The sequence below is a fragment of the Nocardioides sp. genome, from assembly GCF_035503875.1.
In the GTDB taxonomy this organism is placed as follows: domain Bacteria; phylum Actinomycetota; class Actinomycetes; order Propionibacteriales; family Nocardioidaceae; genus Nocardioides.
Window position 1 is genome coordinate 42,162 of sequence record NZ_DATJTA010000062.1, and the last position, 25,127, is coordinate 67,288.

17 protein-coding genes are annotated in these 25,127 nt (G+C 72.4%); 5 read left to right on the forward strand and 12 right to left on the reverse strand.

The annotated features are described in order from the left end of the window. Positions 1 to 29: 29 nt before the first annotated feature. Positions 30 to 4,802, reverse strand: coding sequence for a DUF4082 domain-containing protein (locus VMF51_RS14930; RefSeq protein ID WP_325475242.1), 4,773 nt, complete (start codon positions 4,800 to 4,802; stop codon positions 30 to 32). A gap of 142 nt (positions 4,803 to 4,944) precedes the next feature. Between VMF51_RS14930 and VMF51_RS14935 the strand changes: the two genes are divergently transcribed. Next, a complete protein-coding gene (locus tag VMF51_RS14935) occupies positions 4,945 to 5,562 on the forward strand; it encodes an acyltransferase (RefSeq protein WP_325475243.1) in 618 nt (205 codons plus the stop codon). Between the two features lie 25 nt (positions 5,563 to 5,587). Here VMF51_RS14935 and VMF51_RS14940 read toward each other — a convergent pair whose 3' ends face one another. Next, positions 5,588 to 6,304, reverse strand: a complete 717-nt coding sequence (locus tag VMF51_RS14940; RefSeq protein WP_325475244.1) for a response regulator transcription factor — start codon at positions 6,302 to 6,304, stop codon at positions 5,588 to 5,590. A gap of 218 nt (positions 6,305 to 6,522) precedes the next feature. Between VMF51_RS14940 and VMF51_RS14945 the strand changes: the two genes are divergently transcribed. The 4 genes from VMF51_RS14945 (at position 6,523) to VMF51_RS14960 (ending at position 10,972) form a co-directional block, all read left to right on the forward strand. Continuing rightward, on the forward strand, positions 6,523 to 7,203 hold the full coding sequence (locus VMF51_RS14945) for a response regulator transcription factor (RefSeq protein WP_325475245.1): 681 nt from the start codon (positions 6,523 to 6,525) through the stop codon (positions 7,201 to 7,203). A 93-nt stretch (positions 7,204 to 7,296) separates the two neighbouring features. Beyond that, complete coding sequence (locus VMF51_RS14950; protein WP_325475246.1) at positions 7,297 to 8,709, forward strand: exopolysaccharide biosynthesis polyprenyl glycosylphosphotransferase; 1,413 nt, start codon at positions 7,297 to 7,299, stop codon at positions 8,707 to 8,709. 152 nt (positions 8,710 to 8,861) lie between these two features. Continuing rightward, positions 8,862 to 10,310: a HAMP domain-containing sensor histidine kinase gene (locus VMF51_RS14955; RefSeq protein WP_325475247.1), complete on the forward strand. Its 1,449-nt coding sequence runs from the start codon at positions 8,862 to 8,864 to the stop codon at positions 10,308 to 10,310. After that, the gene (locus VMF51_RS14960) at positions 10,307 to 10,972 is read left to right on the forward strand and encodes a response regulator transcription factor (RefSeq protein ID WP_325475248.1); all 666 of its coding nucleotides are present in this window, start codon (positions 10,307 to 10,309) and stop codon (positions 10,970 to 10,972) included. Before VMF51_RS14955 ends, VMF51_RS14960 begins: the two co-directional genes overlap by 4 nt. A 2-nt stretch (positions 10,973 to 10,974) precedes the next feature. On the opposite strand, the gene VMF51_RS14965 is transcribed toward VMF51_RS14960, so the two are convergent. The 10 genes from VMF51_RS14965 to pstC form a co-directional block, all read right to left on the reverse strand. Beyond that, a complete protein-coding gene (locus tag VMF51_RS14965) occupies positions 10,975 to 11,700 on the reverse strand; it encodes a siderophore-interacting protein (protein ID WP_325475249.1) in 726 nt (241 codons plus the stop codon). Between the two features lie 429 nt (positions 11,701 to 12,129). Next, positions 12,130 to 13,254: an HNH endonuclease gene (locus VMF51_RS14970; protein ID WP_325475250.1), complete on the reverse strand. Its 1,125-nt coding sequence runs from the start codon at positions 13,252 to 13,254 to the stop codon at positions 12,130 to 12,132. Between the two features lie 780 nt (positions 13,255 to 14,034). After that, the gene (locus VMF51_RS14975; protein WP_325475251.1) at positions 14,035 to 14,790 is read right to left on the reverse strand and encodes a lytic transglycosylase domain-containing protein; all 756 of its coding nucleotides are present in this window, start codon (positions 14,788 to 14,790) and stop codon (positions 14,035 to 14,037) included. Further along, complete coding sequence (locus tag VMF51_RS14980) at positions 14,787 to 15,638, reverse strand: phosphate ABC transporter ATP-binding protein (protein WP_325475252.1); 852 nt, start codon at positions 15,636 to 15,638, stop codon at positions 14,787 to 14,789. The genes VMF51_RS14975 and VMF51_RS14980 overlap by 4 nt, the downstream gene beginning before the upstream one ends. Positions 15,639 to 15,719: 81 nt before the next feature. After that, positions 15,720 to 17,339 (reverse strand): Ig-like domain repeat protein, encoded by a 1,620-nt coding sequence (locus VMF51_RS14985; protein ID WP_325475253.1) that lies wholly within the window; start codon positions 17,337 to 17,339, stop codon positions 15,720 to 15,722. 125 nt (positions 17,340 to 17,464) lie between these two features. After that, positions 17,465 to 18,448 carry a class E sortase gene (locus tag VMF51_RS14990; protein ID WP_325475254.1) on the reverse strand — a complete coding sequence of 328 codons (984 nt, stop codon included), beginning with the start codon at positions 18,446 to 18,448 and terminating at the stop codon, positions 17,465 to 17,467. Beyond that, a complete protein-coding gene (locus VMF51_RS14995) occupies positions 18,445 to 21,084 on the reverse strand; it encodes a hypothetical protein (protein WP_325475255.1) in 2,640 nt (879 codons plus the stop codon). Before VMF51_RS14995 ends, VMF51_RS14990 begins: the two co-directional genes overlap by 4 nt. After that, the gene (locus VMF51_RS15000; RefSeq protein WP_325475256.1) at positions 21,081 to 22,679 is read right to left on the reverse strand and encodes a substrate-binding domain-containing protein; all 1,599 of its coding nucleotides are present in this window, start codon (positions 22,677 to 22,679) and stop codon (positions 21,081 to 21,083) included. Before VMF51_RS15000 ends, VMF51_RS14995 begins: the two co-directional genes overlap by 4 nt. Positions 22,680 to 22,717: 38 nt before the next feature. After that, positions 22,718 to 23,902 (reverse strand): phosphate ABC transporter permease PstA, encoded by a 1,185-nt coding sequence (gene pstA, locus VMF51_RS15005; RefSeq protein WP_325475257.1) that lies wholly within the window; start codon positions 23,900 to 23,902, stop codon positions 22,718 to 22,720. Further along, positions 23,902 to 24,918, reverse strand: coding sequence for a phosphate ABC transporter permease subunit PstC (gene pstC, locus VMF51_RS15010; protein WP_325475258.1), 1,017 nt, complete (start codon positions 24,916 to 24,918; stop codon positions 23,902 to 23,904). The genes pstA and pstC overlap by 1 nt, the downstream gene beginning before the upstream one ends. Positions 24,919 to 25,127 lie beyond the last annotated feature (209 nt).

The following is a 25,127-nucleotide window of genomic DNA, read 5'->3' on the forward strand; positions in this document are numbered from 1 at the left end:
TCTATTGGGGAGACCCCCGGAGGCGGCCGTCAGGGGGTACGCAGGACGACGTCGACGAAGTAGTTCGACGCCCCCCAGGTCGACTCCGGGAACCCGCTGGTCGCGCCGTACCGGAAGCGGCCGTTGGCCGTCGCGGGCGCGGTCAGCGGGCCCCGGGTCCACGGGGTGGAGAAGAAGCCCGGCGTGACCGAGTAGTAGCCGCGCGGGGCGAAGTAGGACACGACGTAGGTCTGCCCCGCCGCGACCGGGTACGGCGTGGCGAGCTCCGCCGTCTGCCAGCCGGTCGCCGACTCGTCGGTGAAGGTGACCGTGGCCAGCGGGGTCCCGGTGGCCGACCACAGGGTCCCGGTGTGGGTGCCCGAGTTGCCCGCGCCCTTGTAGAAGCGGATCGCCGTCACCTCGCCGCTCGTGCTGGGGGTGAACACCGTCCCCAGCTCGACGGGATCGAGCTCGGCGACGACCGCCGTCGTCGGCGTCAGCCCGGAGAACATCGAGGTCAGCGTGGCCGGAGCCGCCGCGGTCCGGAACGTCCAGCTCTCGTCCGGCAGCACGGCGCCGTCGGTGGAGACCACGCCGGCGAGCTGCACCGTCACCGTCTGGTCGGCGGGCAGTGCCGCCGTCGGGGTGAAGGTCAGGCGCCTGGCGTCCTCGGAGAGCTCGGCGTCACCCGCGACCGGCTGACCGCCGACGAGGACCCGGATGGTCGACGCCGGCCGCACGGGCACGCTGAACGTGGCCGCGGGACGTGCCCCGACCGCCACGTTGGTGGCGCCGGAGGCAGGCGAGCGCGAGGTCACCGAGATGGTCGCGTCGTCCGGGACGTACTCGACGTCGGCGAAGTAGCTCGACGAGCGGTAGCTGTAGGTCGGGAACCCGCCCGCGGCGCCGTACAGGAAGCGCCCGTTGTCGCCCGCCGGAGCCACCAGCTGGCCCGAGGTCACCGGCTGGGTGAAGTGGTCCAGCGAGTAGGAGTAATGGCCCTGCGGGGCGAGGTAGGAGACGACGTACCGCTTCCCGGCCAGCACCCGGACGGGGGTCGACAGCCGGGCCCGCTGCCAGCCCTGCGGCGTCTCGTTCGCGAAGGTGACGCGGGCCAGGACCTCGCCCGTGTCGCTCCACAGGGTCCCGACGTGGGTGCCGCCGTTGCCCGTGCCCTTGAGGAACCGCAGGGCGCGCACCGTCCCGTCCCTGCTCGGGACGAAGGCGGTCCCGAGCTCGACGGGCGCCGAGGAGTCGTCGCTCGGGACCGTGGGCATCGTGTCGCCGAAGATCGTCTGGGCGGGCGCTCCGGGACCCTCGGTGGTGAAGGTCCAGGTCCGGTCGGCGAGGACGGCGCCCTCGGTCGAACGGACCCCGGCCAGCTGCACCGTCACGACCGAGGACGCGGGCAGCAGCGCACTCGGGACGAACGAGAGCCGGGTGCCGTCGGCCGACAGCGCGGCGCTCCCGGCGACCGGCTGGCCCCCGACCGTCGCGGTGAGCGAGGCGCCCGACTGGATGGCCGTGGTGAACCAGACCCGGACCGGGTTGTTCCGGGGCACCTCGAGCGCACCGGCGGGCGGGTCCTGGGCCTCGATGGCGATCGAGGCGGGCTTGCGCTCGAAGACGACGTCGACCAGGTAGCTCGACGAGGAGCGCGACGACGGGAAGCCGGTGCCGTAGGTGTAGCTGCCGGCGGTCGAGCCGACCCGCAGCGGCGGCTTGGACAGGTTCGAGTTCGCGAAGGCGCCCGAGGTCAGCGAGTAGCGCCCGGTCGGGCTGCGGTACGCCACGATGTACTCGGTGCCGGGCGTGACCTCCACGGGCTGCGAGAGCACCAGCGTCTGCCAGCCGGCGGTGGTCTCGTCGGCGAAGGTGCCGACGGCGAGCCGGTCACCCCCCGCCGACCAGACCGCGCCCTCGTGAGTGCCGGTGTTGCCCGCGCCCTTGTGGAAGCGCACCGCGGTGATCGTGCCGGCGACGTCACTGGTGAAGCGGGTCCCGACCGTCAACGCGGTCGGTTCGTCCATCTCGGCGCCTGGGACGGTGTCGTCGGAGAAGAGCGAACACGGACAGACTCCGGCCGCGCCTGCCGGCACGGCCGTGGTGAACGACCACGAGGGCTGGCCGGTGAGCGGGAGCCCGTTCGAGTCGATGCCCGCTGCCGTCGCGGTGTAGCGGATCCCTCCGGCCAGCGCCGCGGTGGGCGTGAAGGTGACCGTGCGGGTCGCGGCGTCGTACGACTTCGTGCCGGCGACGGTCGCGCCCGCGCTGTCGACCAGGGTGATGGCCGCGCTCGCGGGGCTGACCGGACGCGAGAAGCGCGCCGTGACGGTCGTGCCGCGCGGCACGCTGGAGGAGCCGGCCAGCGGGGTCTTCCCGAGCAGGGTCAACGGCGAGCTGTCGGTGCTGCTGTAGACCGGCTCGACGAAGTAGCCCGTGTTCGCGTGCGACTCCTCGGGGAACCGGCCGGGCGCGGCGAACACGCCCGACGGGGGTGCGCCGAACCCACCGGGGATCCGGAACGGCGCGCGGCGCCACGTGGCCGACGAGAAGGCGTCGGTCTCGACGGAGTACCGGCCGTTCGGGGCGGTGTACGACGCGACGTACTTCTCCCCCGCCGTGACCGGGACCGGGGACGCGAAGTCGACCCGCTGCCAGCCCGTCGCGCTCTCGTTGATGAAGTTCGCCGTCGCCAGGCGCTCGCCGGCCTCGCTCCACAGCGACCCCACGTGGGTGCCGCCGTTGCCGGTCCCCTTGAAGAAGCGGACGCCGGTCAGGTAGCCGTCCTCGGCCATCGTGAACCGCAGGCCCAGCTCGACCGCGGAGGTGTCGTCCGCCGACGGGGTCCTCGGCTCGTCGGCGCCGTACACCGTGCACGGGCAGGTGACGGTCACCGCGCGGTTCGTCGCCGCCCCGATGTTGCCGCTGTCGTCGATCGCGCGGGCCCGGATCGTCTCCGCCCCCACGCCGCGCTGCGCAGCGGTGTAGGACCAGGCGCCGCTCAGCTGGTCCAGCGTCGTCGCCGGGTGCCAGGTGTCGCCGTCGTCGGTGCTGACCTCGACGCCGGCGACCCGGCCACCGGTGTCGGTCGCGGTGCCGGTCACGTTGAGCCGGGCGCCGTTCGCGCGGGAGGCGCCCGCCGACGGGCTGGTGATCGTCGTGGTCGGGGCCGTCGTGTCGGTGGAGGCCGTGGCGAGGGTCAGGTCGCTGCTCAGGGTCTTGGGCTGGGCGCCCATGTCGGCGAGCAGGTTGACCTGCGCCTGCTGCATCCGTCGGTCGGCCGGCTCGGGCGCGTAGGGCGAGTCGTGCTCGGAGTCGAGACCCCAGGTCCACTGCACGCTGCCCGCGCTGAACACCAGCGCGCCGCTGGCGGCGCGGTAGAGCGTCAGGTGGTGGGTCGTGGTCCCGGACACCACCGTGTTGCCGTAGTCGGTGAGGTACTCCGGGGTCGGTCCGGTGGTGGTCGACAACCGCACCAGACCCGGGGGCCGGAAGCCGTTGTCGACGTCCTCGTTGGACTCGTAGCCGATGGTGTGCGGCGCGAGCGTCGCCGTCGTCCCGGACGCCAGGCCGGCGAGGGTGGTGCCTCGCCACAGCCGCAGGCGGCCCTCCGCCGCGCTGACCTTCACCGCCAGGTCGTCGTGGTTGACCTGGTACTGGGTCCCGATCAGGGCGTTCTCGGGCAGGCCGCCGCCGTTGGACTGGGCGGCGTAGCGCGGGTCGCGCCAGGTGCCCGTCCACTGGGCGGAGGTGGTGTCCAGCTTCCGGCGGTCCCAGGTCTCCTTGTAGCTGACGAGGGTCCGGTACGGCGTGTGGCTGGGGTCGGCGGACGCCTCGTAGCGGGTGCGCCAGTAGATCTCGTTGCCGCTGAGGAACTGGAGGTTGACGCCGGCGTCGCGGGCGGCCTCCACGTTCGCGCGCTGCGCCCCGCTCCAGTACTCGTCGTGGCCGACCGAGAGGAAGGTCTTGTGGTTGCGCAGCAGGTGACCGCGCCGATCGGTGTCGACGCCGGCCTGGTAGCTCACGTCGTACCCGTTCTTCTCGAGGAAGCGGATCAGCGGGTACTCGTTGGCGAAGAAGAAGTCCCGGCCCCCGGGACCGCCGCGGGTGAGCACGGGCCGGTTGTAGCTGACCTTGTAGGCGCGCCCGTTGGCGCCGCCGGTGTAGAAGTCCGACCCGCCGTAGGTGTTGTAGGCCTGCCAGGTGGTGTCGGAGGTCTGGAAGACGATGTCCGAGTGGCTCGAATCGTCGCGGACCACGAAGGTGATGTGGCTGGCGTCGCCGGTCGACGGGATCTCCAGGCGCGCGACGTACACCCCCGAGACCGCGGTCGACGGGACCTGCCAGGACGCCGAGACCCCCCAGTTGCCACAGTCGTAGAGCTCGGTGACGACGTCGGTGATGCACTGCGGCTGGTGCTGCGGCAGCGTCGCCGTGACCGGGACGCTGGTGATCCGCCGCGCCCCCTCGCCGCCGTAGTAGCCGATCCGGTAGATCGTGACCGTGTACGCCGTGGCGGCGGTGTCGATCTTGAAGTCGACCCGGTTGCCGACGTTGACGCTGATGTCGGTCGAGAAGCCCTGGATGTCCGAGCTGCCCGCCCCCCACATGTCATCCCACTCCTCGTCGGGCGTGCCGGCCAGGCTGTTCTCGCAGGTGATCTTGTTGCCCTGCGCGCCGCACGGGTCGGCCGCGGCCGCCGTCGCCGGCGCCCCGAGGGTCGGCACCAGGCCGACCGCGGTCAGGGCGAGGAGGAGGACCAGGACGAGGGGCGAGGGACGACGTGCCGTCCGGCAGCGCCGGGTGTGGGTCGGGTTCACGAGGACTGCCTTCTGCCGTAGCGGACCACCAGCCTCGATGCCGGGCTCTCGCGGCGGGACGCCGAGCGCCCCCTTTCCCCCGAATGGGGTAACTCGTCCGGGTGGTCGCCCGGTCCCTCGGCCCACGCGGTGCGATGGCGGGATGAGCGAGCAGACGCTGTCCGACGCCCCTGCCCTGGTCGAGCCCACCGCGGACGTGGATCCGCGCGCGCGGATCGGGGACCGCACCCGGATCTGGCACCTCGCGCAGGTGCGCGAGGACGCCGAGGTGGGCAGCGACTGCGTGATCGGGCGTTCGGCGTACGTCGGCCCGGGCGTCCGGGTCGGCGACCGGTGCAAGCTGCAGAACCAGGCGCTCGTCTACGAGCCGGCGGTGCTGGAGGACGGCGTCTTCGTCGGTCCCGCCGCCGTGCTGACCAACGACGTGTTCCCCCGGGCCGTGACGCCCGAGGGCCGGCTGAAGAGCGCGGACGACTGGGACGCCGTCGGCGTCACCCTGCGCGAGGGGGCGAGCATCGGCGCCCGCGCCGTCTGCGTCGCGCCCGTCGAGGTCGGCCGGTGGGCGCTGGTCGCCGCGGGCGCCGTCGTCGTGGCCGACGTACCCGACTTCGCCCTGGTCGTCGGCGTCCCGGCCCGGCGGGTCGGCTGGGTCGGGCACGCCGGCGTACCGCTGGTGGCCGACGGTGAGGAGTGGCGGTGTCCGCAGACCGGCCGCAGGTACGTCGAGTCCGGCGCCGGCCTCGCCCCGGCCGACGACTGACCTCCTCCTCAGCCCGGCCCGGCGCTCAGCCGCCGTCGCCGCCGAGCAGGCCCAGCTGGGCGTAGACGGCGACCGCGGACAGCTGCGAGCTGACCCCGAGCTTGCGCAGCACCGACCGCACGTGGCTGCGCACGGTCGCCACGGCGACGCCCGTGCGCTCGGCGATCTCCTGGACCGACTCGCCCAGGTAGAGCATCCGGAGCACCTCGCGCTCGCGCGGGCTGAGCGACGCGAGACGCGACGCCAGCTCGAAGCGCTCCTGGACGATGCGCCGCCACTCGTCGATCAGCTCCTGGCGCCGGGCCTGGGCGACCAGCGGAGCGCCGCGGACCGCGCCGCGCAACGCCCGGACGACCTCGTCCAGCGTCGCCGACTCCGGCAGCACGACCGTCGCTCCGCTCTCCAGCACCGCGCCCCACTCCACGTCGCCCTCCGCGCCGGCGAGCACCACGGTCGGCAGCTTCAGGTCGTCGATCATCGAGCGGGCACCCTCGAGCCGGCTGGGCCGGGTGAGGTCGGAGATCACCAGCAGCACCGTCGCGCCGACGCGTTGCAGGCGGGCGGTCTGCGCGGCCGGGATCGGCCCCCGGGTGACCGGTGTCGCGGTCGCCTCGAGCCCCTGGCTGATCAGCGCGGTGTGCACGGCGTCGGCGACCAGGGGCTGGTCGGAGGCGACCAGCACGGCCAGGTGCGCCGGCCGTGCCGGCCGGGACGCGTGGGGGGCGGAGCACGTCGCCGGCATGGGTCTCCCTCTCGTCGAGTGTCCGCCTCGTCATCGCGGCACGCGGGCATGGTGTGCGTGCCGGAACCCAGCGAATGGCCTCCGAGCCCTGCGGTCCCCACGTCTGGGGACGGTTTCCCCAGAGGTGGGTATCCGGACCGGCCTCGGGCACCTGGTCGAGGGCGCTTCCCTACCGTGGGGCAACGGGGCTCCCCAGAGGTCCGTCGGAAGCAGAGCAGATGAGCATGCGGTCGCCCACGCGAGTGGTCGTTGCGGTCGGCCACGCCCTGCTCGCGGAGTCCATCGAGCTGGCGCTGCGCGCCGCGGGCCACGCCGCCTGGCACGTCGTCCTCCCCGACACGGGCAACGACCTGGGCCGGGTGATCGCCGACATCACCGACGACTCGCCGGACATCGCCCTCGTCGACATCGACCCCGGCCCCTTCGACGGCATCCGGCTGGTCGCGCCGCTCTCCCGCAACCAGATCGTGGTGGTCGCGCTCACCGCGGCACCGATCGGCGCACGCTGGGGCGAGGCCGTGCGGTACGGCGCCAGCGCGGTGCTCAGCCGGGCGCGGCCGCTCTCCGACATCCTCCAGACCGTCGAGCGACTCGCCGCCGGGCTCCCGGTGATGTCCCGCGAGCAGCTCGACCGCCTGGTCGAGCAGTGGCAGCGCGGCCAGGCCGAGCGCCGGGCGGTGGTCGCCCGCCTGGACAGCCTCACCTCCCGCGAGGCGGAGGTGCTCGGGCAGCTCCAGGCCGGCCACCCGGTCCGGGTGATCGCGGAGTCCTCGGGGGTCAGCGAGTCGACCGTGCGGACCCAGGTCAAGGCGATCCTGGCCAAGCTGGCGGTGCGCACCCAGCTCGGGGCCGTGAGCCGCGCCAACCAGGTGGGCTGGCGTCCGCCCCCGATGCCCTGAGCGGTGTCCCGGCCCGACAGATGCCCCATTTGCGGCATGAACGGGCACCTGCCCCGTTCCTACGGTGAGCGGACCCCGACGGAAGGAACCACCGTGGTCACGACGACTCCCGAGGCACTGCCCCGGTCCGTCTCCACCGCCGCCGCCACCGGCTCCGCGTCCGTGAGGATCGCGACGGCGCCCCTCGACGACCTGGTGGCACCGGCTCGGGGCCGGGCGCTGCTGCGCCACCGGCTGACCCTGCTCGGCGCCGACGCGCTGACCGCGCTGGTCGCCACCACCGTGCTCGTGCTGCTCCCCGCGGGGACCCCCGAGGCCGGACTGCTGCTGACCGGGCTGGCTCTGCTGGTGCTCTGGCCGGCGCTGCTGGCCGCCGCCGGGGCCTACCGTCCGGGCGCCGCCCGCCCGGTGCTGCGCGCCGGGACCCTGCTCGGCCTGGGCTGCTGGATCGCCACTGCCGTCGAGCTCGGCCCGGCGAACGGGGTCTGGCTGATCGCCCTGACCGCGGTGCTGATGCTCGGCTCGCTCGTCGTACGACGGTTCGCCGGCAGGCCGCAGACCCGGATCCTGCTCGTCGGCGAGCGCAGCGCGGTCGACCTCGCCGTCGACGAGCTCGGCCGGCCGGGCCACTCGTTCGTGCTCGCCGGCGTCGCCGCCGACAGCGCGGAGGGCCCCGACGAGCTGGCGGACCTCGCGGCCCGCAGCGACGCCGACGCCGTCCTGGCGCTGCCCGCTCCGGAGCTCGACCCGGTCCAGCTCCGACGACTCGGCTGGGAGCTGGAGCGGCGCGGGCTGGACCTGTACGTCGGCACCGGGCTCCTCGACGTGTGCGCCGCGAGGACCTCGCCCGACCGCGCCGGCGACCTCGGGGTGCTGCAGGTGCGCGGCAGCCTTCGCCCCGGACCCCGGCGGTTGGTCAAGCAGGTCGCCGAGCGGGTCCTCGCCGGACTCGCGCTGCTGGTGCTCGCCCCGCTGCTGCTCGTCCTCGCGACGGTGGTCCGCACCTCGACCCGCGGGCCGGCACTGTTCCGCCAGACCCGGATCGGGCTGGACGGCCGGCCGTTCACGATGCTGAAGCTGCGCACGATGAGCGTCGGCTCGGATCGTCCCGACGCCGCGCTGGCCGACCGGAACGAGAGCGCGGGCGGCGTGCTGTTCAAGATGCGCGAGGACCCGCGGGTCACCCGGGTCGGCCGCGTGCTGCGGCGCTACTCCCTCGACGAGCTGCCGCAGCTGGTGAACGTGGTGCGCGGCGACATGGCGCTGATCGGCCCCCGGCCCGCGCTGCCCCACGAGGTGGAGCGCTACGCCGTCGACCCGCTGCGGCGGCTCGCCGTCCGCCCGGGGCTGACCGGGCTGTGGCAGGTGTCGGGCCGCTCCGACCTCTCGTGGGAGGAGACGGTCCGGCTCGACCTCAGCTACGTCGACAACTGGTCGCTGGGCCTCGACGCCCGGATCGCGCTGCGCACGGTCGGAGCGGTGGTCAGCCACCGCGGTGCGTACTGACCGACGAATTTCGCCGACCGCACCAGACCGGGGTGCACAACGACCCGGCGTCGTCTACCGTCCCCGTGGAGGAACTCATCGGGGGCAGTAGTTGCCGTCCAGACCCTGTGAGCTTTGAGGGAGCAGCAGGGCCTATCGGACGGGAGGCAGACGTGTCGAAGTTCAGTGCGCCAGGGGGGGTCTGGAGCAGCACCGCCACGACGTGCGCGGTCGCCGTCATCGTCGCCCCACTGGTGATCCTCGTGCTCGCCCGCGGCATGCCCGCACCGGCTCAGCTGGCCGCCGCCTCGGCGCCCGTCGTCTACCTCGCCGGACTCGTCGCCTCGCTCATGCTCCACCTGCACTGGCGGCTGACGCGGACCCCCTCCACCGCCTGGCTGTGCGCCGGGACCGCGCTGGTGTCCCTGCAGGGGCTGACGACGGCCCTCATCGACCGGTCGTCGATCCCGAGCCTGGCGTCGTACCTCACCGTGGCGAACGTCGCCCTGGCGCTGCTCCTCCTGCTCCTCGCCTCCTGCCCGCCGAGCGTGCGCGGCCCGGCCTGGCGCGACCCGCTCGGCGTGGGCCTGATCCTGGGCGCGCTCGTCGCGGCCTGCCACATCGCCGTCCTGCGCGGCGGGCTGGACTGGTCGCTGCCGCCGGGTCTCGAGGTGCCCTCCGCCATCGTGCTGCTCGGCAGCGGGGCCGCGCTCGCGCTGTCGCTCCCCCGCCGCTCCGACCTGCCGCCCTGGGCCCAGGTGCGGTTCCAGGCGGCCATCGTGATCACCTTCTCCTGGCAGGCGCTCGCCATCCAGGACCGGTCGTTCCCCCTGGACGGCAGCCTCCTCCTGGTCGTGGGGATGCTCTCCGGCCTGGTCGTGGCCGTGCTGACGTCGACCACCTCGATCGCCCTGCTGCGCCTGGGGATCCGCGACCAGCAGCGGTTGATCAGCGTCGTGTGGGAGCGCCTCGACGACCTGGAGCAGCGCACCCGGACCGACCGGGAGCGGATGCACGAGGTGATGGGCTCGATCGCCGGGATCGCGAGCGCGACCGAGCTGATGAGCTCGTCGTACGTCCTGACGGCGGAGGAGCGGCCCGAGCTGGAGCGGATGGTCACCCACGAGGTCGCCCGCCTGCAGCGCGTGCTCCACGACGACCGGCCCGCGCGGCCGTTCCCGGTCGCCCTCGACGAGGTGCTGCAGCCGCTGGTCGTCGGGCACCGCGCCCAGGGCAACGACGTGCGCTGGTCGCCCGACGGCCGCTGGGTCTCGGTCGTCCCCGACGCGCTCGCCCAGGCCGTCAGCGTGCTGCTGGCCAACGCCGCCCGGCACGCGCCCGGGTCGCCGGTCGAGGTCCGGGTGAGCGACGAGCCGGGCTGGGTGATGATCCGGGTCAGCGATGCGGGACCGGGGGTCGCCTCGGCGGTCGCCGACACGATGTTCGACTGGGGCGTCCGCTCGGCCGCCTCCGCGGGCAGCGGGATCGGTCTCCACCTCGCCCGGCGGATGCTGGAGGACGGCTCGGGCCGGCTCACGTACGACCCCACGCACCGCCCTGGGGCCTCGTTCGTCATCGGGGTGCGTCGCGCCCCCGAGCCGGCCTCCCGAGCACGCCTGTGAGCCTGCGGATCGCCGTCGTCGACGACCACCAGCTGTTCGCCGAGACCCTCGTCCTGGCCCTCGAGCAGGAGGGCTATCCCACCCGGCGCTTCGCCGTACCGCTCCGCCCGGTGGGCGCCGAGGGGCTGCTCACCGAGATCGCGGACTTCCACCCGGCCATCGCGCTCGTCGACCTCGACCTGGGGCCGTTCGGAAGCGGCCTGCGCCTGGTGCGCCCGCTGGCCGAGGCCGGGGTCGCGGTCCTGGTGCTCACCTCCGCACCTCGCTCGCAGTGGGGCGAGTGCCTGCTGCACGGCGCGAGCCGGGTGGTCGCCAAGACCACCGCCCTGCACGACATCCTCGAGAACGTCGGCCGGCTCAGCCGCCACGAGGTCGTCCTGGCCCCCGGGGAGTACGAGGAGCTCGTCGAGCAGTGGGAGTCGAGCGAGCGGGCGGCGGCCGAGCTGCGCGCGCGGTTCGCCGTCCTCAGCACCCGCGAGCAGGAGGTCCTGGACCAGCTCATGGAGGGCCGGACCGCCCGCGACATCGCCCAGCGGTGGGTGGTCTCCGAAGCCACCGTGCGGACCCAGATCAGCGCCATCCTCGGCAAGCTGGAGGTGTCCTCGCAGCTGGCCGCCGTCGTGCTGGCCACCCAGGCCGGGTGGCGACTGAGGCGGGACTGACCTCAGCCCTCGGCGGCGGCCAGGTCCTTCTTCCAGGCGCGGAAACCCTCCTCGGTGCGACCGCGCCGCCAGTAGCCCGAGATCGAGGCGTCCTGGCGCGGCACGCCGCGCTCCTTCAGCAGGTACGGGCGGATCGCGTGCATGGTCACCTCCGCCTCGCCGTGCACGAACACCTGCACCCGGCCCTCGCGCCACGGCAGCGCCCGGACGGCGCCCGCCAGGTCGCCGTCGTGGTGCCAGCTGACCTCGACGCCCGCCGGGGCGTTCAGCGGCTGCACGTGGTCGGCGTCGTACGTCTCGACGACGGCGTAGCCCACGGCGTCCGCCGGCAGCGCCGCCAGCGCCGCCCGGATCGCCGGCAGCCCGGCCTCGTCCCCCGCGAGCAGGTGCCAGTCCGCGCTCGGGTCCGGCGCGTACCCGCCACCCGGCCCCCGCACCTCCAGCACGTCGCCCGCCTTCGCGGACGCCGCCCACGGCCCGGCGTACCCCTCGTCGCCGTGGACCACGAAGTCGATCGCCACCGTGCCCGCCGCGACATCGGGCTCCACCGCCGTGTACGTCCGCACGACCGGCTCCTCCGGCGTACCGAGCGCGAGCTTGACGTAGCGATCCGTGTCCGTGCTGTCGGCGAACGCCGACAGGTCGTCGCTGCGGAAGTGTACCCGGACCATCCCGGGACTGAGCCGCTCGGTCGAGGTGACGACGAGGGTGGTGGTGCTCTTCGGCACAGATACTCCTGACACTCGGTGTTAGGCCAGCCTAACTCGCACCTCCACCCCCGCTGGTTGAGGTGTGCGCAGGACGAAGTCCTGATCGCCCACGCTGGTTGAGGTGCGAAGGACGAAGTCCTGAGCCTCGAAACCCGGTGACCCGAGAAGCAGCCTGTGGTCGTCGCGGTCGTTCGTCTCACCAGGTTTCGAGGCTCGCTCCGCTCGCACCTCAACCAGCGTCGGAGTGGGCGTGCCTGTAGCCCTGCCGGGCGGTGCCGCGGTCAGGGCTGCAGGGTGTCGAGCGGGTTGGTGCCGTGGTGGTCGCGTTGGAAGAGCAGACCGTTGGGTGTACGCCACACGAACGAGGTGTCGTCGACCTTGTCGTAACGCCACCGCGTGTGGGTCTTCGCTCGGTGATGTCGCCGGCATAGCGGTGCGATGTTGCAGTCACAGGTCGGTCCACCGCGGGCGGCGGGGTCGATGTGGTCGCAGTCCGCCCGCCGGGCTCGTCTCTGGCACCACGGGAACACGCACGTGTGCTGCAAGCAGCACCTGACGCTCACGCAACCGGTCCGGGACTTCGTAGGCATCCACGTGCACGTGATCGGCCAGGTCGATGACCGGCTTCACGATGACCTGGGTGTCCGGGTTCGCACACCAGGTCTTGACCTGCTCTGCCGAGACGAACGAGCGGGTCTCCTCCACCCGGGCGAGGTCCAGATCGGTGCTAGCACCAGCGAGGGCCGCCTCGGAGAGATGCACGTGCAACAGCACCTGGCGAGCCTTGGGCCGATCCTCCGGCTCCGCCGCCGCCAGGTCGAGCGAGAGCTGGCGCCGAGCCAGGTCACCCACGGCGATCGATCGGCGGACGTCCAACGGCGCGTCCAGACCGAGGGCACTGAGGTCATGCGCCCGCCGCGCGACCGCGTCCTCCAGGTCGAGAGCGTCAGCCAGGTCCAACGTGCCGTGCACGTCGACGCAGCCGTCGAAGGAGACCTGGCGGGTCTCGATGTCGAAGTGCCGTCCTTCCTGGGCCGCGTTCTGGCGGGCGAGGGCTTCGTCGGGGTCGAAGCGGACCCGGGCCTCCTCGACGGTCCGGTCGAGCTGGGCGATGGAGACCTTATGGGCGACCGCTGCGAGGTGGGCGTCGACGTAGGCGGCGCCCGCCATGGGGAGGTCGAGGGTGGTCTTGGCGATCCGCCGGGCCTTCCAGACCGGGAGATCGAGGGACTGGACCCGGGCGTAGAGCTGCGGGAGCCGGTGGGCCAGCTCGACCGCCTCACCCAGGTACATCCGGCCCGCATCGGAGGACAGGCCGAGCGCGGCGGCGAACTCCAGCACGGAGAACTCGGCGACCAGCGGGGCACCCGGTCCCGCGATCGTCAACGACTCCTCCACGCCCGGTACGAGGGTCGCGGCCTCGTCGTACGAGTCGGTCGAGTGCATCCCCGCCCAGGCGACCGCGGCGGCGAGTTGGTCGGCCTCGGCCCGCGCTGCGGCGGTGCGGCGGGCGCCCACGTAGGCGAGCAACGCGGAGGCGTTGTCGCAGTCGTGGAGTTCCCGAGTGGCCATACAAAGATGGTAGGTGGGGGCGCCGACAGTCCGGGTTCGTCTTCCACAGCGGGCGGGGGTGCTCGCTCGGCGCTGCTTCTCGGCTTACTGGGTTTCGAGGCTCAGGACTTCGTCCTTCGCACCTCAACCAGCGTCCCTCGGTGTCCGTCGCACTGAGGTTCGCAGCGGTGGCCACAGCGGTCGACCCGAAGCAGCCGCCAACCGGCCGGTGACCGCGACCAGGTACGACGAGTGCTGGCTGCGGTGACCCCGCTATCTCAGTGATCACTGAGACTGCCGTGACCCGACCGGAGACCGCGGCCGCCGTACCCACCGCTGCTTCTCGACTCGCCGGGTTTCGAGGCTCAGGACTTCGTCCTTCACACCTCAACCAGCGCGCCGTGACGAGCGCCTGCATCGCGACACCACCCTGCCTCTCGACACCCGTCAGTGCCCCAGGCACGCCTTCCCCCACGCTGGTTGAGGTGCGAGCGGAGCGAGCCTCGAAACCGGGTGAGCCGACCGGCGGCGACGACCACGGGGCCGCTTCTCGGGTCGCCGGGGTTTCGAGGCTCAGGACTTCGTCCTTCAAACCTCAACCAGCGCGCCGTCACGGCGCCTGCATCGCGACACCACCCTTCCCCTCGACACCCGTCAGGGCTCCAGGCACGCCTTCCCCCACGCTGGTTGAGGTGCGAGCGGAGCGAGCCTCGAAACCGGGTGAGCCGACCGGCGGCGACGACCACGGGACTGCTTCCCGGCTCACCGGGTTTCGAGGCTCAGGACTTCGTCCTTCGCACTTCAACCAGCGGCGGTGCGCTCGGCGTACGACGTTGCGGCGGCGTGGACGGCGTCGACGTAGGACTGGGCGTGGTTGTAGGAGAAGATCGCGTCCGCCCAGCCCTGGCCGGTGGTCAGGTCGTGGCCCTCGGCGCACAGGTAGCGGGCGGCGGAGTAGGCCGCGTCGTCGAGGTCGTTGGGGTCGGCGACACCGTCGCCGTCACCGTCGGAGCCCCAGGTGGCCCAGGTGCTGGGGATGAACTGCATCGGGCCGACGGCGTGGTCCCAGCGGTCGTTGCCGTGCCAGGTGGAGCTCTCGGGCGTGGCGGGGATGGCGGCGAAGTCGCCCGTGCCGTCCAGGGCAGGGCCGAGGATGCGCGAGGAGGACGTGCCGTCGGCGCGCAGGACCCGGCCGTCGATGGTGCCGTGCTGCGACTCCACCCAGCCGATGCCGGCGAGCGTCGTCCAGCCGAGCTTGCAGCTCTTCGCGAGGCGGAGCTGCGCGGTGGCGTAGGCCCGCAGGGCGATCTCGGGCACGCCCGAGGCCTCGGCGTTCTTCGCGACCCAGGCCGCGTCGGCGACGGGCGCGCCGACCGGCTCCCCCGCGGGTACGACGGGAGCCGGCGCCTCGGCGGGCACCGGGGCGGCGACGTAGGCCCGTTGCTCCGGGACGGGGATCTGCTTCGGCGCCAGGACGGTCAGCGAGGCGAGGTAGCCCAGGCCGGCGACCGCGACCAGCAGCGCCGCCAGCAGACCGATGAGGCGGGCAGCGCTCACCCGAAACGTCCGTTGACGTAGTCGTGGGTGCGCTGGTCCTGCGGGCTGGCGAACATGGCAGCAGTATCCCCGTGCTCCACGATCACCCCGGGGGTGCCCTGGGCGGCGAGGAAGAAGGCGCAGGTGTCGGACACCCGCGCGGCCTGTTGCATGTTGTGGGTCACGATGACGATGGTGACCTCCTTGGCCAACTCGAGCATCGTCTCCTCGATGACCCGGGTCGACGTGGGGTCGAGCGCCGAGCACGGCTCGTCCATGAGCAGCACCCGCGGCTTGATGGCCAGCGAGCGGGCGATGCACAGCCGCTGCTGCTGCCCACCGGACAGTCCGCCGCCGGGTGCGTCGAGCCGGTCCTTGACCTCGTTCCACAGCCCGCCGCGGACCAGGCAGTACTCGACGAGCGCGTCCCGGTCCGACTTCGAGGCCTTGGTGCCGGTGAGCTTGAGGCCGGCGAGCACGTTCTCGCGGATCGACATCGCGGGGAACGGGTTGGGCTTCTGGAAGACCATGCCGATGCTGCGGCGGGCATCGGTCAGCCGGCGCTGCGGGTCGTAGACGTCCTCCCCGTCCAGCAGCACCTCCCCCGCGAGCTGTGCCGACGGCACCAGCTCGTGCATCCGGTTCAGGATCCGCAGGAAGGTCGACTTGCCGCAGCCGGAGGGACCGATGAGTGCGGTGATCCGGCCCGCCGGCATGGTCAGCGAGACCCGGTCGAGCACCTTGCGCTCACCGAACCAGGCCGTGATCTCGCGCGCCTCGAGCGAGGCGAGCGGCCGCGCGGGCGGGGCGGCGGCGTACCCCTCGACCGCGGGGAGCTGGGTGGTCGGGGCGTCGTGCAGGGTGCTCATCGGGTTCTCTCAGGGTTGGTACGACGGGGAGCGGGTCCGGGTCCGGGACGCGGCGTGCGCGCGTCCCGGACCCGGCCGGGATCACTTCTTCTTCTTGGCCTTCTTGGCCTTGGCGACCTTGACCGTGGCGGCCTTGGCCGAACCGACGCTGTTCGCGTCACCGGCCCAGACGACGCGCAGCTTGTTCCTGCCCGCCTTCAGGCCCTTCTTCAGCGTGAACTTCGCCTTGCCGTTGACCAGCTTGCCGGAGGCGATGGTCTTGCTGCCCTTGGTGACCTTGACCGTGCCGGTCGCCTTCGCCGGCACGCCGGCGAGGGTGACGGTCGCGGTGCCGCGGACGGCCTTGCCGGCCTTGGCGGTCTTCTTCGGGAGGACGACCTTCAGGACCGAGGAGGTCTTGACCCGGCCGGAGCCGGCGGCCTGCGAGGGCTCGAAGACGGAACCGGCGGCCGGGACGAACTCGGCCCGGTAGCTGCGGACGCCCGGGGCGAGACCGGCGACCGAGATGGTGGCCTGACCCGAGATCAGCGCGACACCGGCGCGCAGCACCTTGGCGCCGTCGTAGAAGGTCACGGTGCCGCGGGGGGCGGTGGAGCCGGAGACGACGGCCGTGATCTTGGCGGTGCGAGCGGTGGTGCTGGCGACCGACAGGCGGACCGTGGTCACGACCGCCTCGTTCAGGGCGAAGTTGCTGGTCGGAGCCTGCGTCAGCTCACCGCAGACGCCGCCCTTGTCGGTGGTGGCGAGCTGCTTGAGGCCACCCTGCTCGATGAACGGGCGAGCTGCCGTCGAGCAGAGGAAGCCGTCCTCGCCGAAGAACGTCTGGATCTTCGGGTCCGCGACCGAGGACTGGCGGACCACGTTGTAGACCGCGCGGTCGGCCTTCCAGCCCGTCCCCTCCGCCGCGCTGGTCAGGCGCAGGGAGCCCTTGAGGAGCTCGGCCCGGCCGACGGAGAACGGGGCGACCGCGTTCGGGTCGTCCTTGATCTTCGTGTCGTCGTGCTCCTGGACCTCGACGACGGAGTTGCCGAGCGTGACGGGGTTGCCGGCGTTCATCGCGGTCAGCCGGCCGACGAAGAAGTCGCGGGTACCCGAGTTCGGCTGCGGGATCTTCGGCGCGATCACACCCGGCTTGCCGCCGACCTCGCTCCAGTTCTTGATCTCGCCCTTGTAGATGCCGACGATCTGCGCCGGGGACAGCGCGGCGGGCGCGTTGGACGCCTTGCCCGAGACGGACATCTGCAGCGTGTCGAGAGCGAACGGGAACATCTGCAGCCCCGCGCTGGTCTCGTCGACGCTCAGGTTGCCCGAGGAGCGGGCGAAGTCGATCTCGGCCTTGTTGTTGGCACCCCACAGGCGGCCCTTGCCACCACCCGAGCCGTTCGGGCGGTTGATGACCTCGCCGCCCGGCAGCGTGATGGTGTTGGCCGGAGCGGGTGCCGCCGGCTGCGCCTGGGCGGCGTAGCTGGCCACCCTGAAGCCGGCGTTGGGGTTGGCCGCGTTGAAGGCCTCCGCCGCGTAGTGCATCGAACCCATCGTGGTGTCCGAACCGCCGCCGATCAGGTCCCCGGAGACCGGGGTGAAGTTCGGGTCGAGCGCGTGCTTCGTGTAGTCGGCCGAGGCCGGGGCAGCGGTCAGGGCGATCCCCGACACGGCCACCGCGGCGGTGGCCAGGCCGGCGAGCAGCTTGCGTGCGTGCATCAGTTGGATTTCCTTCTCGATGTCGGCCGCGGTGCGGCCTGGATGGGTTGCGGCTCGATCGTGGGGCGGGTGCCCCGGCGCCGCGGTCGGTTTGGTCTGGAGTTGGCGTGGCCGACGTCTGTCGTTCAGACGAGGTTGGGGAGGAGTCGCATCACCACGTCGGTGGTCTGCCAGGCGAGGGCGATGGCGACCGGGGACGCCACGACCCACACGAGGACGGCGGAGTAGCGCTGCCGCGCCGCGACCACCGCGAGGGTGAGCGCGAGCAGCAGGGCCAGGCAGAGCGTGAGCAGCGGCAGCGCCGTGGACAGGTCGGTCTCCATCGGCTTCTCGGCGTCGGGGACCCCGATGGGCCGTCCGGTGGGGGCGCCGAAGGCCTCCGGCGCCTCGGCGTCGACGTAGACCACCTCGCCGGGGCTGAGCGCCGCGAACCGGCCCTCCCCCTCGGCGCTGATCAACGTCAACCGAGCGGTGCCGGCGGGACGCGGCTGCGGCTCGGGGTCACCGGCCCGGCGCACCCCGAGGACGGTGAAGGTCTTCACGCCCTGGCCCGTGGTCACCGTGATCGGGTCACCGGCCTCCAGGGCGCCGATGTCGCCGAACGGTGCGCCGTACGACGCACCCCGGCCCATCACCACCGAGCTGCCGTCCTGTCCGGGCAGCACGGAGCTGCGGACGTGCCCGGGTCCGGCGAGCAGGTCCCCGGACGCCGTGCCCTCGACGACGACCTCGTCCATCCCGATCGCCGGCGCCGAGATGAGCGCGACCGGGGTCCCGGGATCGATCGGGCCGTCGCCCATCGGCGCGGTCAGGCTGGCGAGCTGCTCCCGGAAGTCGCGGTACAGCAGGTCCTGGGACCGCTCGTGGCTGATCCCGCCGAGCACCAGCATCTGCAGGAGGACCCAGCAGGTGACCAGGGCGACCATGGTCATCCCGGTGCTGACCACCTTCAGCGGCTCGTCGCCCGGACGCGGGGTCTGTGGGGTGCGGGGTGGCTTCGGGGCGCGGGGTGGCTTCGGCGCCCGTCGGTTCGCCCGGGTCGGCGCCACGGGCGGCGGCGGTACGACGTCGCCCGCTGTTCCGCTCGGACCGGGGAGCATGGTGGTCATCGGCGCCTCGGAGCCTGGAGCACGAACCGCAGTCCGCTGGCGATCGCGATGCCGAGCAGCCCGATGAGCAGCAGCGTGGGCATCACCCCACTCGCCGTGCGCGAGCTGATCGAGGCCGTCGGGTCGGTGGCCACCGGGGCCGCCGAGGTCTCGATCGTGGGCACCGCCGACGGGACTGCGCTGGGCGCCGCAGCGCTCGGCGCTGCGGCATCCGGGGCGGCCGGGGTCCCGGTGCCCGCGGCCGCGGTGGTGGGCGCCGACGACGGTGTCGGCTCCGTCTTCTCCGGGGCCGGCCGCTGCTTCTCGACCGCGTCGGCGACCTGCTGGGCCGACGCGTACAGGTCGGCCGTGACGCCCTTGCGCGAGATCGGCAGGAAGCCCTCGGGCAGCTGACCGTTGCCGCTGCCGGAGCGCTGGCCCTCGGTCGTCGCCACCCGGATGAACTGGGCGACCTTGTCCGCGTCGTCCTGGGTCGCGTTCCGCAGCCGGGCGGCGGTGTAGAGGATCATCGTCCCCGGGTAGGCCCTAATCGACCGACGCAGATCGGTCTGGCTGAGCTCGAAGGCGCCGTATCTCTTCTTCTGCTCGGCCAGCTTCACGGCCGCGGCCAGCGACTGGTCGGAGGGCGCGACGTACGTGTTGCCCTTGGTCTGCAAGCTGGCCGTCCGCAGGCCGTAGCGGGCGGCATCGCCGAGGCTGACGACGCCGAGCATGAACCGCGCGCCGTAGGACTGCCGGTCGATCCGACCGACCTTGAACAGGCCGGACGAGGTGTCCATGTCGCACTTGGTCTGGATGTTCGGCCACGCGTCCAGCAGGCCCTCGCCGATGCGGCGCAGGGTCGGGACCGGTGCCGCGAGCTGGGTGAAGTACACCGCGGGGTTCTGCTGACGGCAGGTGCTGCCGGTCTTGGGGATGAAGCGGTCCAGCAGGGGCCACTGCTCGCGCGGGAGCGAGATCCTCCGGTAGGCCGGGTTGACCTTCATCCCCCACGGGTCCGCCTTGCCGTCGACGAAGGCCATCGCGGCCTCGTCCGCGGCGATGTACGACGTCAGCTGGTGGATCACGTCCGACTCGTTGGCGAGCGACAGCAGGGTGGCCCCCGCCTCCTGGGCGTTCGTGCCGAGCCCCGGGTTGAGCTTGACGAACTCGGGATCCGTCGTCAGCGCGAGCGGGTTCTCCTTGATCCCGGCATGACCACGGCCGAGATCGGAGCCGAGGTACGACTGCGTGAGCAGCTTGGCCAGGAGCCGCGCGTTCAGGCGGAGGTTCGTCAGCTCTCCTGCGTTGTCCGGCCGGTCGACGACGTAGCCGATGCCGAAGCCGGTGACCGCCGTCGGCGCGTAGCCGATCGGGTCGTCCTTCTTGGGCTGGTGGGTGGACGACACGATCGCGGCCGCGGCGCCGCCGTTCTCCATCAGGTTGAAGCCCTGCACGTCGGACATCTGGTTGTGCTGGAACTTGAAGCGCTTCTTCTCCAGGCAGTACGCCGGCGCCCACTGCAGGGCGGCCTGGGCCAGCAGCTCGGAGCCGTAGAAGCCGGTCGGCGCCCGGGAGTCGAGGATGTCGCACGTGTCCGGGGGCAGGCCGAACGAGATCGGGATCGTGAAGCGGTGCTTCCAGTTCGAGGGGGACCACCAGAAGGCCGGCGAGACCGCGGCGTCCACCCCCTGGTTGGCGAAGTTGCTCGATCCGGGCAGGTGCTGCCCACCACGGCGGCAGGCGTTGTCGACGTTGGTCGCCGGCGTGGACTCCTGCGCGCAGCTGAGGCCGACGATGGGGACCACCACGACCGCGCACTTCACCTTGTCGCTGCAGCCGAGCGACTCGTTCTCCACCTCGCTGCGGACCTCGAACTTGATCGAGCCGCTGCCGTCGCTCTCGGTGAAGGCCGCGACCTCGGCGGCCGGGAACGCCGCCCCCACCGCCGCCTCGGGCGGCATCGCGTCGGCGGTGCAGGCCGGGAAGACGTCGCCCTTGCGCGAGCGGAACGGGGTGACCCGGGTGAAGTAGCCGGCCACGTCGGTCGTCCTGCACGCCGCCGGCACCGGGGCCAGGCCGGAGAACTGACGGTCGTAGTCCTCGGGCGCGTCCAGGTCCTTCGTCCAGATCGCGGACCCTGCGGAGCGGGTGACCTGCGACCGCTGGGCGACCGAGGCGGTCCAGCAGGTCTCCGGCGAGAGCCGCTGGCCGGCCGCGACGCTCGCGCTGTCGACGCCGCGGCACTGCAGGATCACCACGGGGTACTCCTGGTTCATCCCGTTCTCGCCGTACGGGTTGTTGGCGCGACCGCCGCTCGGCTGGGCGCCCGACCAGGAGATGTTGATCCGCTGTCGGCCGCGCAGGTTGCGCGTCTGGTCGGCGGTGACCGTGACGTTGTTCTGGATCTGGACCTCGCGCTCTCCGGCGGCGTTGACGAAGACCCGCTCCAGCTGCTTGGTCTGCGTGAACGCGGGCTTCGCGGTCGCAGCCCGTCCGACGACCGGCTCGTCGGCGACGACGGGCTCGGCGGCGGCGACCGCGCCGTCGACCGGCGCCCAGGTCAGGGCAGCGGCGCCGACCAGAGCGGCGCCGCCGAGGGCCAGCGGGCGCTTGCTGCGCTCGGACCACCAGGTCCGCAGGGCACGGGCGCTCATCGGCCACCGCCCGAGACCGTGGAGCGTCGGCGCAACGAGGCGCCGTACACGCCGGGGAGGACGACGAGCGCGATCAGCAGGCCGACGGCGAGCCACCCGAAGGGCTTGTTGTCGGACGGGCGGGCCGACTCCAGCTCGGTGGCGCTGGCGAAGACCGCCGCGTCGGTCGTGGTGCCGGTGCCGTCGGTCGCCACCGCGGGGTCGCCGGATGCGCCGGTCTCGGGCACTGCGGCGCTGGTCGGCGCATCGGCCGGTGCGGCGGTGGAGCCCCCGCCCCCGGCGGGGGCCTGCGCTCCGCCACCCGCGGCCGGGGCCTGGCTGGCCTGGTCGTCCGGCTTGGCCCCGCCCTGCCCGGTCTCCGTGCCGCACGGCCCGGCGCCGACCTTGTCGCACGCCTCGGGCTGCGGGGCCTTCTCCGCCAGCAGGTTCTTGTTCAGGTTCTTGCCGTCGAAGGTCGGGTTGTTGCAGGCCTTGACGTCGCGGTTGGTGACCTCGACCTTCGGGTCGGCGACCTTCAGCTTGGCGAGCTGCTGGAAGCCCGCCTTCACGAGGTTGAGCGGCAGCGGGCTGTAGCCGTACGGGCCGGCCTTCGACTGCCCGGCGCACAGCGAGTAGAACATGAAGTCGGCGACGGTCTGCCGCTTCGCCGTGGTCATCCGGGTGTCGGTCTTCCCGGTCGGGATGATCATGTAGGAGTAGGACGAGATCGGGTACGCCCGCGGGTCCTTGTTGGCGTAGACCCCGTCGAGGATCTGCGTCAAGTAGAGCTGGCTGCTCTTGTCCTGGTTGATCTTGGCCCTGGTCAGCGCGACGGCGGTGTTGTACTCCGTCGGCTCGACGAAGTAGCCCGCGGCGTTCTCTACCTTGACGACCGGGTAGTCCTTGTCGAGCGGGTAGGCGTACTCGACGTACCCGATGGTGCCGTTGCCGGCGCTGCTGGCGATGTAGTTCATCACCTGGTCGGAGCCGGCCTGGCTGACCGCGCGTCCCTTGCGCGGGTAGTACGACGTCAGCCCGGACTTGCCGAAGAACTTGCGCCACGCCGCGCCGTGCTGCTTGTCCATCCAGGTCGTGAACTGGGCCGTCGTACCGGAGCCGTCGGAGCGGACCACCGGCGTGATCGGCAGCTTCGGGAACGAGCGGCCGTTGTTGTCCTTGGTGATCGCCGGGTCGTCCCAGCTGGTGATCTGGTTGGTGAAGATCCTGGTGAGCGTCTCACCCGACAGCCGCAGGTTGCGCACCATCGTGTTGCCGACCTTCAGCTGGTAGGTGAAGGCGGTGCCGCCGGCCACGATCGGCAGGTAGGCGTACTCCCGCCCGGCGCTGTTGTCGGCGTTGCCCTGCTCGTCGGTGCCCTGGTAGGGGATCTCGGAGATGGCGAAGTCGGTGCTCTTCAGCGAGAAGTCCTTGCGACCCTTCGAGGAGCCGCCACCGGTGTAGACGACCTGCATGCCGTTGGAGTTCACGTCGGCGATCCACTGCTGGACGATCAGGTCCGACCAGGTGGAGCCGGTGCCCTCGATCTGGGCGTAGACGGCGGCCGAGGCCGTCCCCGGGGTGCTGAAGGTGCACCCGAGCGCGATGAGGATCGCCACGACCGCACGAAGCGCGCGGCGGTGGACGGACGGGCGGATCACGGACGGACCTCCGAAGGACGACGGGTGAGGAGACGGCGCAGGAGCGACGGCTTGGTGCCGCGTGGTCGCGCCAGCAGGCGAGCGATGACGAAGAGGATGAGCACGAGCATCAGGAGGACGGCGGCGGCCGCGAACGCGCGGTCCTCGGCCGTGCCCTGACCGCTGCGGACGTTGGTGTAGATGAACAGCGGCAGGCTGTTCATCACGCCGTCGGTGGGGTTGGCGACCAGGAACGCGGCGGCCCCCGAGGTCAGCAGCACGGGGCTGGTCTCCCCCGCGCCGCGGGCGACGCCGAGGATCAGCGCGGTCGCCAGGCCGGGCCGGGCCGTGGGGAGGACGACGTGGCGCACGGTCCGCCACCGGCTCGCCCCGAGGGCCAGGCTGGCCTCGCGGAGGCCGCCCGGGACGACCCGGAGCACGACGTCCGCGGCGCGGGCGATGATCGGCAGCATCATCACGCTGAGGGCGAGGCCGGCCGCGAGGCCCGAGCGCGGCTGACCGAGCGCGACGATGAAGACGCTGTAGATGAACAGGCCCGCCACGATCGACGGCAGCGCGGTCATCGCCTCGACGACCGTGCGCACCAGCTTGGCGAACCGGCCGCCGACCTCGGTCATGAACACCGCCGTGCCGATCCCGAGCGGCAGGGTGATCGCGACGGCGATGGCCAGCTGCACGATGGTGCCGACGATGGCGTGCAGGACGCCGCCCTTGTCGAAGCTGTCGGCCGGGCCGACACCCGACATGTCGTCGAGGAAGAAGTTGACGTGGGTGAGCGGCTCCCAGCCCCGGTAGAAGACGTAGCCGATGGTGCTGACCAGGGCCACCGCCACGACGACGGCGCCACCGGTGACCAGCGAGGCGGCCACGCGGTCGCGGACCTCGACCAGTCCGCCGTGCATCGCCCCGGTCACGGCCGACATGAGCAGCCCGCTGCCGAAGAAGACCACCACGAACCACGGGATGCCCTCCAGCGGCAGCAGCCGCTGGGTGACCACCCAGGCCAGGCCGAGCGCGGCGCCCCAGGTGCCCCAGGCCAGGAAGCTCTCCTCGGGGCTCGGGCGGCCCAACGAGGAGCGCGGGACGGGCGGCGGGGCGTCGTCGTCGAGGACCGGGCGGTACGTCGTACCGGCGGTCGCGGCGGTCGTCGCCTCGGGGGCCGGCGGGCTCTCGATGGTCATCAGGCGTCCGTCCCGGCGCCCGAGCGGCTGCGGTTGACGATCACCGCGGCGGCGGTGTTCACGAGCAGGGTGATGATGAAGAGCACGAAGCCGGCAGCGAGCAGCGCCGACAGCTGGCTGGCGCTGGCCTCGCCGAAGCGGTTGGCGATCAGCGAGCTGATCGTGGCGCTGCCGGTCTCCAGCACGTTCCACTTGACCTCGAAGGCCACCGAGAGGATCAGCGCGACCGCGATCGTCTCCCCGAGTGCCCGGCCGAGGGCGAGCATGGTGCCGCCGATGATGCCGCCCCGCCCGAAGGGCAGCACGACGCTGGTGACCATGCCCCAGCGGGTGGCGCCGAGCGCGAGCGCGGCCTCCTTCTCGCCGGGCGGGGTCTGCGAGAACACCTGGCGCATCACGGCGCAGGCCATCGGCATCACCATCATCGAGACGGCGATGCCGGCGCAGAAGGCGCTGGAGTAGTAGCGCGAGGCGTCCCAGTACGCCGCGTCCGGGTCGGCGCCGCGGACCTGCAGGAAGGGCAGCCAGCCCGCGTTCGACTCCAGCCACCGGGCGAACTCGGCCGCGTGCGGCATGATCAGCCAGAAGCCCCAGATGCCGTAGACGATCGACGGCACGGCCGCCATCAGGTCGATCATCGAGACCAGGAAGCCGCGGAGGCGCGCGGGTGCGTACTCGCTGATGTAGAGCGCCGTGAGCAGCGCCAGCGGGAAGGCGATCACCATGGCGACCGCTGCCACCGAGAAGGTGCCCACCAGCACGCCCGCGATGCCGATCCGGTCCTCGTCGGGCAGCCACTGCTCCTCGGTGAAGAAGCTGACGCCGTACCGCTTGATCGTGGGGAAGCCCTGCCACCCGAGGAACAGGCCGACGCCACCGGTGATCAGCAGGACCGACGCGCCGACGGCGCGGGCGGACCACTCGAACACCGCGTCACCGCCGGTGGCCCTGCGGGAGATGTGGCGGGGGTCGACCGCGAGATCGTCGCGGTCGTCTGAGACGGGAAGCGTGGTCACCTGGGATCCATGACTCTGTGGGACATGGCCCGGCGATCGCCGAGCCGCCCCGAGTGTCAGGACCCCTGCCGAACGCGAACGTCGTCCTGCGTGAACGACGGGCGAACAGCCTGACGGCCTTTCCCGAACAGGTCAGACGCGCCTCCGAGACGTAGTCCGTCCGGACTACCAGCGTCTAGTCATCCCCGGGAGCACCCGACCTGGGGTGA

Coding starts and splice junctions, on each gene's coding strand:
- VMF51_RS14935 (WP_325475243.1), top strand. CDS start 4,945: ATGAGCGAGCAGACGCTGTCCGACGCCCCTGCCCTGGTCGAGCCCACC.
- VMF51_RS14940 (WP_325475244.1), bottom strand. CDS start 6,304: ATGCCGGCGACGTGCTCCGCCCCCCACGCGTCCCGGCCGGCACGGCCG.
- VMF51_RS14945 (WP_325475245.1), top strand. CDS start 6,523: ATGAGCATGCGGTCGCCCACGCGAGTGGTCGTTGCGGTCGGCCACGCC.
- VMF51_RS14970 (WP_325475250.1), bottom strand. CDS start 13,254: ATGGCCACTCGGGAACTCCACGACTGCGACAACGCCTCCGCGTTGCTC.
- VMF51_RS14980 (WP_325475252.1), bottom strand. CDS start 15,638: ATGAGCACCCTGCACGACGCCCCGACCACCCAGCTCCCCGCGGTCGAG.
- VMF51_RS14985 (WP_325475253.1), bottom strand. CDS start 17,339: ATGCACGCACGCAAGCTGCTCGCCGGCCTGGCCACCGCCGCGGTGGCC.
- VMF51_RS14990 (WP_325475254.1), bottom strand. CDS start 18,448: ATGACCACCATGCTCCCCGGTCCGAGCGGAACAGCGGGCGACGTCGTA.
- VMF51_RS14995 (WP_325475255.1), bottom strand. CDS start 21,084: ATGAGCGCCCGTGCCCTGCGGACCTGGTGGTCCGAGCGCAGCAAGCGC.
- pstA (WP_325475257.1), bottom strand. CDS start 23,902: ATGACCATCGAGAGCCCGCCGGCCCCCGAGGCGACGACCGCCGCGACC.